Source organism: Bartonella sp. AP72JLCBS (assembly GCF_042195705.1).
Lineage (GTDB): Bacteria > Pseudomonadota > Alphaproteobacteria > Rhizobiales > Rhizobiaceae > Bartonella.
Genome location: NZ_JBHIOU010000002.1, coordinates 13,361 through 26,004, shown reverse-complemented (window position 1 = coordinate 26,004; position 12,644 = coordinate 13,361). Strand labels below are relative to the sequence as shown.

Below are 12,644 nucleotides of genomic sequence, written 5' to 3'. Positions count from 1 at the left end.
TTCTTCTTTAGACAATAAAAGTACCTTAATTAGGCATTTTATATTATTCAGAAACTTCTGAAACTGCATTTTCTTCCAAAATAGGCTCCACAGGTGCATCAACTTGAGCTCCTAAATCGATACCCATTGCTCCTTGCTGGCGTGCAATACCATCAAGAGCAGCACGGGCAAAAAGATCGCAATAAAGAGAAATTGCACGTGAAGCATCGTCATTACCTGGTATTGGATGTGTTACGTCATCGGGATCACAATTGGTATCAATAATAGCAATCACTGGAATACCTAAACGCTTTGCTTCTTGGAGTGCAATATTTTCTTTATTCGTATCGATAACAAAGATAAGATCTGGAACAGAACCCATATCTTTAATACCACCAAGCGCACGATTAAGCTTTTCACGATCACGTTCAAGATTTAAACGTTCCTTTTTAGTAAAGCCTTGCGCTTCAGCAGCAAGAATTTTGTCAAGCTTCCGCAAACGATGGATCGAATTGGAAATCGTTTTCCAGTTTGTGAGCATGCCGCCAAGCCAACGTGCATTAACGTAATACTGGGCAGAACGATTCGCCGCATCTGCGATAATGTCAGATGCTTGTCGTTTCGTACCAACAAAGAGAATACGACCACCACGCGCTACAGTATCTGAAACAAGTTTAAGTGCTTGGTGTAAAAGTGGAACGGTCTGAGCAAGGTCAATAATATGGATATTATTACGCTGACCATAAATATAGGGAGTCATTTTGGGATTCCAGCGATGAGTCTGGTGACCAAAATGCACACCGGCTTCTAAAAGCTGGTGCATAGTAAAATCGGGTAGTGCCATAAATCTTATCCTTTCCGGTTCAACCTCCGCGGAAAAAGCAGGAAGACCTGCTACCGGCGGATGCTTGCTAGAAGTTTCTCACAGATCATTTGCAAACACCCAGACTCCGCGTGTGGAATAGCGCAAACATACTAATATTTGATTCTTTTTCAAGTTATTTTCTTTAATCATTTAATATTTGCATTTTCACATTGATTAAGATCTTTTCCAAGTTCCAAGAATTCGAGACTGTTCAATTTTGCACGCACTGAAAAAGTTCCATAATCTATATGAAGATCACGCATGACACCATTCTCATGTAAGAGAAAACTGCTACGATAAACCGGCAAACCATCTTTATTTTCTCCATCATCAAAATAAGAAATTGTAACAGGCCAATATTCTTCTTCATCCAATTTTCTTACTTTTTCCGTTTCGCTATCAGATAAAAGCGTCTTCTTTTCCCCTATGACGATACTTTCTTTTATAACTTTATCTGCTTTATTTGTCCCATCAAATACAGTAACATTGTAAAAATGATCTCCTGCTTTTGCATGGCGGATAATATTTTTTAGTTGCATCATTGGAAATTCAGCCATTGCAAGCTTATACTCTTTTTCCTTTGGCTTTTTTAAGGTAACTGTGATACCATCTTGCGTACGCTCCGCAACCCCCTCGGCACGATGCACAACCTCTTCTCCCTCTTGATCTGTAATATTAAAACGAAATGTACGGCTGTCTCCTGTTTCATAACTCGTCGTCTGTTGATCCGTCAAACGTACTGGCATATCTTCAATGTGAACACGGCTAATGAAACGAAAACGTGTGCTATAGCCTTGGCATGCCGAACCAGTAAGCTCGTAAACCATTCGTCCTGACATCGCAGAAATTGTCATTTCATGAGAAACACTATCGAGATGAAAATCATAAATTGCTCGATGAGGCACAATAAAAATGGGCTCTTCAGCTCTCGCAGTACATAAAAAAACAATATATAAAATTATTATAAATAATGATCTAATCATTCCCAACTTCCGAACTTTATCCCCGTTGCATAACATCATACAATAAGGCAAAAAAGGTTAATTTCTCAATTAACCACACATTTTCTTAAATCAAAAAATAGATTATGCAATGAATATATTATAGAGCAGCTATGGAGTTAAAATTATGACCAATATGATTGAAAAAAACTTAGAAAAATTCGGAATCACTCTTCCTGAAGTAATCTCCCCCCTTGCCAATTACATCACCACTTCACAAAGTGGCAATCAACTCTTTATTTCTGGACAACTCCCTCTTATTAATGGAAAACCAATAGCCATCGGTAAAGTTGGTGCAACTGTGAATACCGAACAAGCCCAAAAAGCATCTGAAGCTTGCGCTCTCAATATTCTCGCGCAACTCAAGGCAACTCTGGGTGACTTAAATAAAATAAAACGTGTGGTCAAAATTACTGTTTTTGTGGCTGTAGATTCTCATTTTACCGATATTCCTTTTGTTGCCAATGGAGCTTCTAATTTATTCGTCAATATCCTTGGTGAAATTGGAAAACACGCCCGTTCTGCTATTGGTGTTGCCTCTCTTCCTATGGATGTTCCTGTAGAAGTTGAAGCCATCATAGAAATCTAAACCTTCATTAAGACAGTGCATTATCCTAAATATAACTGAAGTCAAAATACTTCTTTGTCTTACACTCTGATAAACCTTGCATTTTTTCGTTTTTAAATTAGAATCTTAAACTTACGATAAAAGGAAATATTTGTATGAAACAAGCTTATGACAATAACAATATTTTTGCTAAATTGATTCGCAATGAAATCCCTTCTGTTCGTGTCTACGAAGATGATGATGTTATTGGATTTATGGATATCATGCCACAGGCACCAGGTCATACGCTGGTCATTCCTAAAAAAGGCTCTAGAAACTTACTTGATGCAGATCCTGAAACATTATTTCCTGTTATTAAAGCTGTTCAAAAAATTGCAAATGCTGTCAAAAAAGCCTTTCAAGCAGATGGCATAACTGTCATGCAATTTAATGAAGCAGCTAGTCAACAAACCGTCTATCACCTTCATTTTCATATTATACCACGTATGGAGGGAATAGAGCTTACCCCTCATAATGATATGGTAACGCCTCCAGAAATACTTGAAGAGAATGCAAAAAAAATTCGTGCAGCTTTATAACACACTCTTAAGTTGTTGTGCTTTTTTTTCCTACACGTTTTTTTGTAAAGTTTTCCATTTTACTTTTCTTTGAACTTACAGATATATCGGAAGATGAAATTTCTAACTGTAAGCTTTCTTTTTTACCATTTGATTTTTGTGTCAATACGCGAACGGTACCACCATTGCGTAACTTTCCAAATAAAATTTCATCAGCTAATGGCTTTTTAATATATTCTTGTATAACACGCCCTAATGGGCGTGCTCCCATCTGAGAATCATATCCTTTATTAGAAAGCCATAAAGTTGCAGAAGGGCTTAATTCAAAACAAATTCCCCGATCAGCTAATTGTGCTTCAAGCTGAAAAATAAATTTTTGCACTATCTGATTGATGATTAAATGAGATAAAGGTGCAAACGGAATAATTGCATCTAACCGATTACGAAATTCTGGTGTAAATAACCGATTGATTGCTTCTATATCCTCACCATCACGATGTACTTTCCCAAATCCAATAGCTGATTTTGCCATATCTGAAGCACCAGCATTGGTTGTCATAATCAAAATAACATTGCGGAAATCAATTTTCTTACCATTATGGTCTGTTAATCTACCATAATCCATTACCTGCAATAAAATATTAAATAACTCTGGATGCGCTTTCTCAATCTCATCTAGCAATAGAACTGCGTGAGGTTTCTGATCAACGGCATCTGTAAGGAGACCTCCTTGATCAAACCCTATATAACCTGGAGGTGCTCCGATTAAACGTGCTACCGTATGCCGTTCCATATATTCTGACATATCAAAACGCAATAATTCAATGCCTAAAGATGATGCAAGCTGTTTTGCAACTTCAGTTTTTCCTACACCTGTTGGTCCTGAAAATAAATAACTTCCTATTGGTTTATCCGGTTCGCGTAAACCTGCTCGCGCCAATTTTATGGATGAAACTAAGACGGAAATTGCCTGATCTTGACCATAAACAACATGTTTGAGTTCTCTTTCAAGCTTACTCAGTATCTTCTGATCATTCCGGGAAACTGTTTTTGATGGAATTCTTGCAATTGTAGCAACAGTCGCTTCAATTTCTTTAACACCTATACTCTTCTTGCGTTGTTTTTGTGGCAAAAGCTTTTGCGCTGCGCCACTTTCATCAATAATATCAATTGCTTTGTCAGGTAACCTACGGTCAATTATATAACGTGAAGATAATTCTACAGATGCCTTCATCGCCTGATCTGTGTATTTAATCTGATGAAAATCTTCAAAGTAAGGCTTCATCCCCTGCAAAATCTTAATCGCATCTGTAACAGAAGGTTCATTAATATCAATCTTCTGAAAACGACGCTCTAAAGCACGATCTTGTTCAAAGAATTTGCGATATTCTCTGTAAGTCGTCGAACCAATACATCGCATAGTTCCAGAAGATAACACAGGTTTCAAAAGATTTGCTGCATCCATATTTCCCCCTAATGTCGCTCCTGCTCCAATTAAGGTATGAATTTCATCAATAAATAAAATAGCATCTGGATACAGCTCAAACTCTTTAATAACTTGCTTTAAGCGTTCTTCAAAATCACCGCGATAACGTGTACCTGCAACAAGTCCCCCCATATCAAGAGAAAATATTGTTGCATTTGATAAAACTTCAGGCACTTGCCCATCAACAATACGCTTTGCCAACCCCTCAATTATAGCTGTTTTCCCTACTCCAGGATCACCAACCAAAAGCGGATTGTTTTTTGACCTTCGACATAAAATCTGTATCATGCGTGAAATTTCTATTTCACGGCCAATTAATAAATCAATTTTTCCATTACGTGCTTTACAATTGAGATCAACACAATAATTCGTTAAAGCACTTGTTCCTCTTTCACCATTATCCGAAATCTGCTGATCTAATTGCTCTTCAAGTCCTTCAAGTAACATGGATAACCCATCATCACGCGTGACACCCTGTGAAATAAAACGTACAGCATCGTAGCGTGTCATTCCCATCTCTTGAAGAAAATATGCTGCATGGCTTTCACGTTCAGAAAAAATTGCAACAAGAACATTTGCCCCCGATACTTCATCTTTTCCAGCTGATTGTGCATGAATCACCGCACGTTGGATAACACGCTGGAAAAAAGCTGTAGGCTTTGTATCCTCATCAGCTCTAATCTGTTCATCTAACTCTGAGCGAAGATAATTGGTTAAGCGCTCTCGCAATTCCTCCACATCTACTTGGCAAGCCTGAATAACGGAATTTGCATCGGCATCATCTAACAGCGCAAGTAGAAGATGCTCTAGTGTTGCATATTCATGCCGTGCTTGAGTAGCAATTGTTAATGCACGATGCAAAACCTCTTCAAGACTAGGTGTAAAAGATGGCATAGCTCCTCACTTCCATTCCATTACACATTGTAACGGATGTTCATTTTGACGCGCACATTCCCTCACTTGTAATATTTTCATTTCAGCGACTTCATAAGTGTAAGTCCCACATTCTCCTATCCCATTGTGATGAACATTTAACATTATCCGCGTTGCCTCTTCGAAACTTTTTTTAAAAAAGTTCTTCAAAACGAAAACAACAAAATCCATAGGTGTGTAATCATCATTAAGCAAAAAAACTCGACATAATTTAGGTTTTTCGAGTTTTTCTCTAGCCTTAGGCATTATAACCGCACCATGCCTACCTTCATCCCAATTCTTGCCCTTTTCATTATGCATAATATGAGCTATAGAGTTTATTATGAGCATCTGTCCCATTATCGTTTTCCATGCAGCACATTTTTATTAATTTTAAATTCTTTCATAACTATTGCAATACCTGTTTGTATTAGAAAAAAATTTCCCTCTATGGTTAGACTTCAATCACTCACTCATAAAATAACTTCTGTAAACAAATTAGTAATACCATTCGTCTAAACTGCATCAATAAATTACAGAAAAGGAAGCTTTATAGAAGTTTTTTAGGATAAATGGAGAAATAGGATACTGCAAGTGTATATTAATTATCAAAAAATTATGCGCTACTGTAAAACAATAGCAATTTCTTTTGTTATGTTAGCTTTTTCTTACTGTTGGGCATCCGCCACACCTCAAGGGGCCTATCCTGATAAGTATGCGGCTATTGTTATAGATGCTACTACGGGAAAAACTTTATTTCAAGCCAATGCAACACTGAAACGTTATCCTGCTTCTTTAACAAAAATGATGACATTATACTTACTCTTTGAAGCTATGCAGATGCGTCGTGTGACACCAAATACACCAATTCCTGTTTCACATTATGCAGCAATGCGTCCACCGACAAAAATTGGATTTAAAGCAGGCCAAACAATTTCTGCAGAATCAGCAGCTAAAGCACTCATTACAAGATCCGCAAATGATGTTGCTGCTGCCATTGCAGAATATCTTGGAGGTAGTGAAAAAAAATTCGCTCAAATGATGACAGTAAAAGCCCGTAAACTTGGCATGAAACATACACATTTTGCAAATGCTTCAGGACTTCCGGATGTGCGCAATTATTCTACAGCACGAGATATAGCGACTTTATCATTAGCTTTACGTAAACATTTTCCCAAACAATATAAATTGTTCAAAACAAAAAGTTTTAATTTCCGTGGACATAAAATTAACAGCCATAATAAACTTGTTAAAATAATGAAAGGTGTCGATGGAATTAAAACAGGCTACACACAAATGTCAGGTTCTAATTTAGCAACTTCGATGCGTCTTGAGGGGCGCTCTATTGTCGCTGTTGTTATGGGAGGTAAATCATCTACTGCACGTGACGAGCATATGGCTAGCTTATTGAATCAATATTTGCCCAAAGCAAGCCAAATGAAAAGTGGTGAACGTTTAATAGCTTCTGTACGCTATCACTTACCCACTGGGGCCAATACTCCTATACCGACCATTAAAGCTGATTCAAGTAATTTTGACGATGAAATTTCGACTATGTTGACAGCATTTGCAGAACAACCTAAAAACTCCAATATCGCAATAACGGCTGTCAATAAGGTAATTATACCAATACCGAATCCTCAAAAAACTATACCGGCTGAGACTCATAAAATTGTAACAGTCTCTTTGTCCGAAAATGCCGGATGGGCTATCCAAATTGGTTCTCTTCCTAGTGAAGAACAAGCAAAAACTCTACTTTTAAAAGCAAAAAATACAGCTTTTTCCACTTTAAAGAACGCATCTTCACATATGCAACTGTTTGAAAAAAATGGGCAGCGTTATTACCGAGCGCGCTTTACAGGGTTTCAATCAAAAAAAGCTGCATTTGACGCTTGCTCTACATTAAAGAAAGCAAATTTTAACTGCTATACTGTAGCCTACTAAAAATTTTTGAATTCTGCGTTAAGGATAGTATTATGACAGATAATGCTTTTGCTTCATTCCATAAAAAAGAAGTTTTATTGAAGCAATCATCCCTCCTTTCATTGCGTTCTCTTCACGATGCTGCCGCAAAACTTACTGGTTTAAAATATAATTCTACTGCATTAGATACACAGTCTCTTGTTAACCTTCTCATTTGCCAAACAATGCGCAACCGTCGTCTCATAATGCCTCCTGTACGCATTCATTTACGCGTTGCGAGCCAAACTGGTAATGTGCCTATTAAAATCCGTTTAGGAGCAACAAATATTTAATTCTACAGACCCTCTCTAAAAAATTATTTTATTATTAACCATTATCTACAGCCTTAGAAAACCTTTTGATAAACATACTTTTTTCTTAAATTGTTGAATTTTCTGACAGCTTTTCCAACTATCCAATATCTCCAAGCTTTCAATAAAACATTGTTAAGGACATAAAAATACCCAATATTTTTCCACTTTTGGATTTAATATAAAAAATTATCCTTGATATCTTTCTGGAAAAAATGAATAGCTTCATTAGATGAAAGCTTATCATTTGGTGGGATTATTGTAAAAGTTCAATAAAGAAAATCCCTCTTAATAACGCTCCCTATACAACATAAACGCTGTAAAAAAAACAATCTCACTTCTCTTACTTGTATTTATGTCAACAGGCACAGAAAATTGGAAAATACAAATACTATCGATGAAAAAACGTAAATAAATTATCAGATTAAATATTATGATAACGATTCCCATAAGATTTTAATTTATAATTATAATTTATTTTTTGCATATTGAACAAGAGATTTTCGTAAAATACTCTTATTTTACTTCTTATATTGAATCAGTCAAAATCGCTCGCTTGCTCATCACGAGCAAAATTGACATATAAAGCATTTACAAAAGGAATCAAAGTATCCCTTATGAATCATTTCAAGTACTAGGATCTTTTGTAATATTGAAAGTTGAAAAAAGGATGATAGTGCTGGTTTTCTCCCTTTATAAATAAAGATGCTAATACTCTATAGATTTTATACCATTCATGGAAAACTTACATTATATTATTCATATGCAAGATACTGATTTATAAAGATAATTAATTATTTTGTTTGTTAGATGAGAATCTCGAATATCGTAAGATTCTCTCATTTAAAATCTGTTTATGTTGAATCAATCAAACCCGTCTCTTGCATGTTATGAGCGAGATTAGTGTGTAGCGTGAAACTGTCCCAAAAAGACTAAAAATGCCTATAATGAACCGTTTCAAATGCCAAGTGCTTTAGTCCCCCTGTACAGAGGGGGGCTCTGGTAAAGTGTGTAACCATGCCAGCGTACTTCTTTTTATTAAGCATAAAGATAGAGACAGCTCAATGGATTTACCGTTATATCATTCACAGGTGCCATCGCGAAATGAGCTTGGGGGGAGGCCTGAGAGATATTTTTTTAAAACGAACTCACGAACGCGTAACACGACAATGTTCTATCGTTTGCATTCTATTCTCATGAGAATTTTTATAAATATTTCTTAATGTATACGTTATTATTTATTTTAATTTTTTTGTCGGTACAAAATTTATAAATAAAAAAGATATTTCCAATATATCTCTTAATTATTGTAAATTAGTGTTTTTTTAAGGCATTTTTTACCATACTAGGTAGAAAAAAACTTCACTTTTAAAAAATTAAAACCTTTAAAATTCTACTTTCTTCATCATAATTATTCAGACTTAAAACAAATTTTTCTTGGATACTCAGGCATAATCTTCCATTACTTAAAAGATATATGGCTATGGAAACTTTTTAAAGCCATAAAACCCAGCTAAAAATAATGGCAGATTGATCACTAATTTTACTTTACGCTTTCTTATTTTTTCCAAATTACACTTTTTCCCCACTTTAGAGACAAATCAAACAGATGTACAACACTCTCCCCTCCAAGCTTGCATGCAACACCTATTATTCGTTAAGAAAATACTGAATCATCTCAGATTTATTTCAAACTACTGCTGCATTAAAGTGGAATTTTGATTTATAAGGAACAAAAAACATAAGCTTTATTAGGAAATACGATCTCTCTCCAAAAAGTCCAGTTATGGATTGAAAAATGTTCCAGCTCTTAACAAGATATCGCATTGACTGCAAGACCACCTTTACTTGTCTCTTTATAGCGTTCACTCATATCATGACCAGTCTGGCGCATTGTTTCTATACAAGCATCAAGAGAAACAAAATGATCTCCATTACCATATAATGCAAGAGAAGAAGCCGTTACCGCCTTAACAGCTCCCATTGCATTACGCTCAATACAAGGCACTTGTACAAGACCTGCAACAGGATCACATGTCATTCCCAAGTGATGTTCAAGCGCAATTTCTGCCGCATTTTCAATTTGAGCTGGTGTTCCACCTAACGCTGCGGTCAACCCTGCTGCGGCCATTGAAGATGCCGTTCCAACTTCACCTTGACACCCAACTTCTGCACCAGAAATAGAGGCATTATGTTTGATAACACCGCCTATAGCTGCTGCTGTTAATAGAAAATTATGTATTCCCTCTCGATCTGAATCATCATTAAACTGAAGATAATAACGCAAAACGGCTGGGACGACACCGGCTGCTCCATTTGTTGGTGCTGTAACAACACGACCACCTGCTGCATTTTCCTCATTGACTGCTATAGCATACACCGAAAGCCAATCATTTGCCCAAAGTGGATAATTGTAATTTTTCTTTTGTTTTTCCAAAAGCGTTTCATGCAGCTTTTTAGCGCGCCTTAAAACACGCAATCCACCAGGCAACTCACCTTCTTGTGAAAGACCTCTATCAATGCAATTTGTCATCGCTAAAAAAATTTCATCAAGCCCTACATCAAGAGAAGAACGCTCTATCTTTGTTTCTTCATTTAAGCGCTTCATTTCAGCAATTGAAAGTCCTGATTTTTCTGCCATTGATAACATTGTACAAGCAGAATCGAATGGATATGGTACCTCAAATGCTTCTGGTTGTATATTATCATTCATATGGCTTAATTCATCCTCAGTCACAACAAAGCCACCACCGATAGAATAATAAATCTGCCGCAACAGAACATTCCCATCAGTATCAAGTCCTTCAAAGGCTAGTCCATTTGTATGTCCAGGGAGGATTTGCTTTCGTTCAAAAATAAGATCACGTTGCACATCAAACTGATAAGCGGGATGACCTTCTGGTTGCACTTTTTTTTCACGTATAACTTTTTCTAACAAAAACCCCATGCTATCAGGATCAACAGTAGAAGCTTTTTCTCCTAAAAGTCCTAATATGATAGCTCTATCTGTTGCATGACCAATACCCGTGAAAGCTAAAGAACCATAAAGATAAACACGTATACGAGAAACTTGAACATCAGACGACTGAGAAAAATCCCCTATCTTTTGCAAAAACATATTAGCAGCAGTCATTGGTCCCATCGTATGTGAGCTAGAAGGACCAATCCCAATTTTAAAAAGTTCAAAAACAGATAGAAACACGTATCACCTTAAACTATAGTACAGCTTGAGCATATATGCTTTTTCATAACGTTTCTTCCATTTAAAATCAAATTGCGAGATAAACTAAAAAAATGACAACAATAAACACGAATGTCGCTCGTCTTGCTACCACCCAACACTTTCTTTCTATAGTGTTTTCCATTAGCCAACCTTTAAAACGGACAATGCCCCTAGAGTCACCACTCCCAATGTTCCAAACGTAGTAAAATAAGTGTTAATATGCAATATTAAAATTCAATAAGGATGAGAAATCTTATCGGAAATATTTTTCATAATGCACTAAGTTCTTCAAAACATATGCTTAATTGTATAAAATATTTTATGGGTATGTTTCAATGAAACGTACAAATTTTTCTAACGATTCTCGTTCTGTCTCAAAATTGTTTTCTGGAGCACTCATATCGCGATAACCAAGTGCCATACCACAGATAATATGGCGATCAGAAGGAATAGATAAAAGCGTACGAATCTGTTTATGATAATCAGCAAAAGCAGCTTGAGGACAGGTATCTAATCCAAATCCACGTGCAGCTAACATAATGGTCTGCATAAACATACCCAAATCAAGCCAACTCCCCATTTCCATGTCGTGATCCATTGTAAATAAGAGTCCTACAGGTGCATCAAAAAATAAAAAATTTCGCGCCTTTTGATGAAGTATTTTTTCTTCATCACCTTTTTGAATTCCAAGACTCTGATAAAGATCCAAACCAACTTTTCGACGCCTTGAAATATAGGGCTCACGCCACTGACGTGGATAATAACTATATTCACGCTCTCCTTTTACACCTGAAAGCACAAGTTGTGAAAGCTCTTGCCCTACTTTCTGTAATACACTTCCTGTAAGCACAATTACTTGCCATGGCTGAATATTTGTTCCAGATGGTGCACGTGCTGCAAGTTTTAAGATTTCTTTGATTGTTTCCAAACTAACTGGCTGATCAGTAAAAGCGCGAATTGACTTTCGTGACAATATAGATTGAAAAACACTCATAGGAGAAATTGTCATTGTTTTTACTTTCTTTATGAAAAATAGTTTTTTCTTATCAAGAATAATATACTGCGAAAATACCTTTGCAGCTTTTTCAAACACTCTATTTCTTTAAATGACTTACACATTTCACGCAGTGGTAAATATTCCCCTTAGAGACGGTATAATCTATCTCTTTTAAGAGAAAGAAATTAGTCTAAAAGAAGACAAAATAAATTTATAATCAATGACTACCCCCCAACTCCGCTAAGCTCTCAAAAAAACTCTCTTCAATTCGTTCTAAATCCTGTAGAAGATCATCAACATCATGCTGCATCTGCTTTAAATCAGTTCGTTTTTTATGAATTCCTGCAATTAATTTCTTAAGCTTTTTCTCATCATCAGGTGGTTTTCCAACCATTGTCAACATATCAGATATTTCAGACAACGAAAATTTTACTCTGTTAGCATACAGGATTTGTTTTAACTTATGACGATCCGTTTATGTATAAAGCCGTGTACTTCCACACCGAAAAGGGATAAGAAGTCCCTCTTCTTCATAGCAAAGTTCGAGCTATTATTGAAAACTCACGTGTTAATTTTCCAATTGAATAATATTCGTACATTTTATTATTCTGTCTGCATAGATCACATTGTTATAAGAAATATGTCTATTTTTTATAAAACTTAGTGAGCACCTTAATCTCTACTTTTCTGCATTCTAATTTAGAAGAAAATACATTCACAAACATTGTATAGTAGAGAATCAATTATTTTTTAGATTATAGAAAAGACTCTTGATCTTTCATC

11 protein-coding genes are annotated in these 12,644 nt (G+C 36.0%); 4 read left to right on the top strand and 7 right to left on the bottom strand.

The window, feature by feature from the left end; translation table 11 throughout:
• Nucleotides 1-43: 43 nt before the first annotated feature.
• Together rpsB and ACFILO_RS01365 are read right to left on the bottom strand one after the other, a co-directional pair.
• Nucleotides 44-823 carry a 30S ribosomal protein S2 gene (gene rpsB / locus ACFILO_RS01370; RefSeq protein ID WP_273788135.1) on the bottom strand — a complete coding sequence of 260 codons (780 nt, stop codon included), beginning with the start codon at nt 821-823 and terminating at the stop codon, nt 44-46.
• A 167-nt stretch (nt 824-990) separates the two neighbouring features.
• Nucleotides 991-1,827 (bottom strand): cell envelope integrity EipB family protein, encoded by an 837-nt coding sequence (locus ACFILO_RS01365; RefSeq protein WP_375620783.1) that lies wholly within the window; start codon nt 1,825-1,827, stop codon nt 991-993.
• 145 nt (nt 1,828-1,972) lie between these two features.
• Here ACFILO_RS01365 and ACFILO_RS01360 point away from each other — a divergent pair, with 145 nt between their 5' ends.
• Nucleotides 1,973-2,434: a RidA family protein gene (locus ACFILO_RS01360; RefSeq protein WP_375607219.1), complete on the top strand. Its 462-nt coding sequence runs from the start codon at nt 1,973-1,975 to the stop codon at nt 2,432-2,434.
• A 134-nt stretch (nt 2,435-2,568) separates the two neighbouring features.
• On the top strand, nt 2,569-2,991 hold the full coding sequence (locus ACFILO_RS01355; RefSeq protein WP_375607220.1) for an HIT family protein: 423 nt from the start codon (nt 2,569-2,571) through the stop codon (nt 2,989-2,991).
• 7 nt (nt 2,992-2,998) lie between these two features.
• Here ACFILO_RS01355 and clpA read toward each other — a convergent pair whose 3' ends face one another.
• Complete coding sequence (gene clpA / locus ACFILO_RS01350; protein WP_375613468.1) at nt 2,999-5,350, bottom strand: ATP-dependent Clp protease ATP-binding subunit ClpA; 2,352 nt, start codon at nt 5,348-5,350, stop codon at nt 2,999-3,001.
• A 6-nt stretch (nt 5,351-5,356) separates the two neighbouring features.
• Nucleotides 5,357-5,728: an ATP-dependent Clp protease adapter ClpS gene (clpS, locus tag ACFILO_RS01345; RefSeq protein ID WP_375612119.1), complete on the bottom strand. Its 372-nt coding sequence runs from the start codon at nt 5,726-5,728 to the stop codon at nt 5,357-5,359.
• Between the two features lie 234 nt (nt 5,729-5,962).
• Here clpS and ACFILO_RS01340 point away from each other — a divergent pair, with 234 nt between their 5' ends.
• A complete protein-coding gene (locus tag ACFILO_RS01340; protein WP_375620781.1) occupies nt 5,963-7,312 on the top strand; it encodes a D-alanyl-D-alanine carboxypeptidase in 1,350 nt (449 codons plus the stop codon).
• A 32-nt stretch (nt 7,313-7,344) separates the two neighbouring features.
• Entirely contained in the window at nt 7,345-7,623 is a 279-nt protein-coding gene (locus ACFILO_RS01335; protein WP_375612117.1) for a hypothetical protein, read from the top strand.
• A 1,828-nt stretch (nt 7,624-9,451) separates the two neighbouring features.
• Here the strand turns inward: ACFILO_RS01335 and ACFILO_RS01330 are convergent.
• The 3 genes from ACFILO_RS01330 to ACFILO_RS01320 form a co-directional block, all read right to left on the bottom strand.
• Complete coding sequence (locus tag ACFILO_RS01330; RefSeq protein ID WP_375677725.1) at nt 9,452-10,843, bottom strand: L-serine ammonia-lyase; 1,392 nt, start codon at nt 10,841-10,843, stop codon at nt 9,452-9,454.
• A 340-nt stretch (nt 10,844-11,183) separates the two neighbouring features.
• Nucleotides 11,184-11,873, bottom strand: coding sequence for a nitroreductase (locus tag ACFILO_RS01325; protein WP_375632380.1), 690 nt, complete (start codon nt 11,871-11,873; stop codon nt 11,184-11,186).
• A 205-nt stretch (nt 11,874-12,078) separates the two neighbouring features.
• Nucleotides 12,079-12,282: a hypothetical protein gene (locus ACFILO_RS01320; protein WP_375613464.1), complete on the bottom strand. Its 204-nt coding sequence runs from the start codon at nt 12,280-12,282 to the stop codon at nt 12,079-12,081.
• Nucleotides 12,283-12,644: the final 362 nt, after the last annotated feature.

Coding starts and splice junctions, on each gene's coding strand:
- ACFILO_RS01325 (WP_375632380.1), bottom strand. CDS start 11,873: ATGACAATTTCTCCTATGAGTGTTTTTCAATCTATATTGTCACGAAAG.
- clpA (WP_375613468.1), bottom strand. CDS start 5,350: ATGCCATCTTTTACACCTAGTCTTGAAGAGGTTTTGCATCGTGCATTA.
- ACFILO_RS01360 (WP_375607219.1), top strand. CDS start 1,973: ATGACCAATATGATTGAAAAAAACTTAGAAAAATTCGGAATCACTCTT.
- rpsB (WP_273788135.1), bottom strand. CDS start 823: ATGGCACTACCCGATTTTACTATGCACCAGCTTTTAGAAGCCGGTGTG.
- clpS (WP_375612119.1), bottom strand. CDS start 5,728: ATGGGACAGATGCTCATAATAAACTCTATAGCTCATATTATGCATAAT.
- ACFILO_RS01335 (WP_375612117.1), top strand. CDS start 7,345: ATGACAGATAATGCTTTTGCTTCATTCCATAAAAAAGAAGTTTTATTG.
- ACFILO_RS01365 (WP_375620783.1), bottom strand. CDS start 1,827: ATGATTAGATCATTATTTATAATAATTTTATATATTGTTTTTTTATGT.
- ACFILO_RS01355 (WP_375607220.1), top strand. CDS start 2,569: ATGAAACAAGCTTATGACAATAACAATATTTTTGCTAAATTGATTCGC.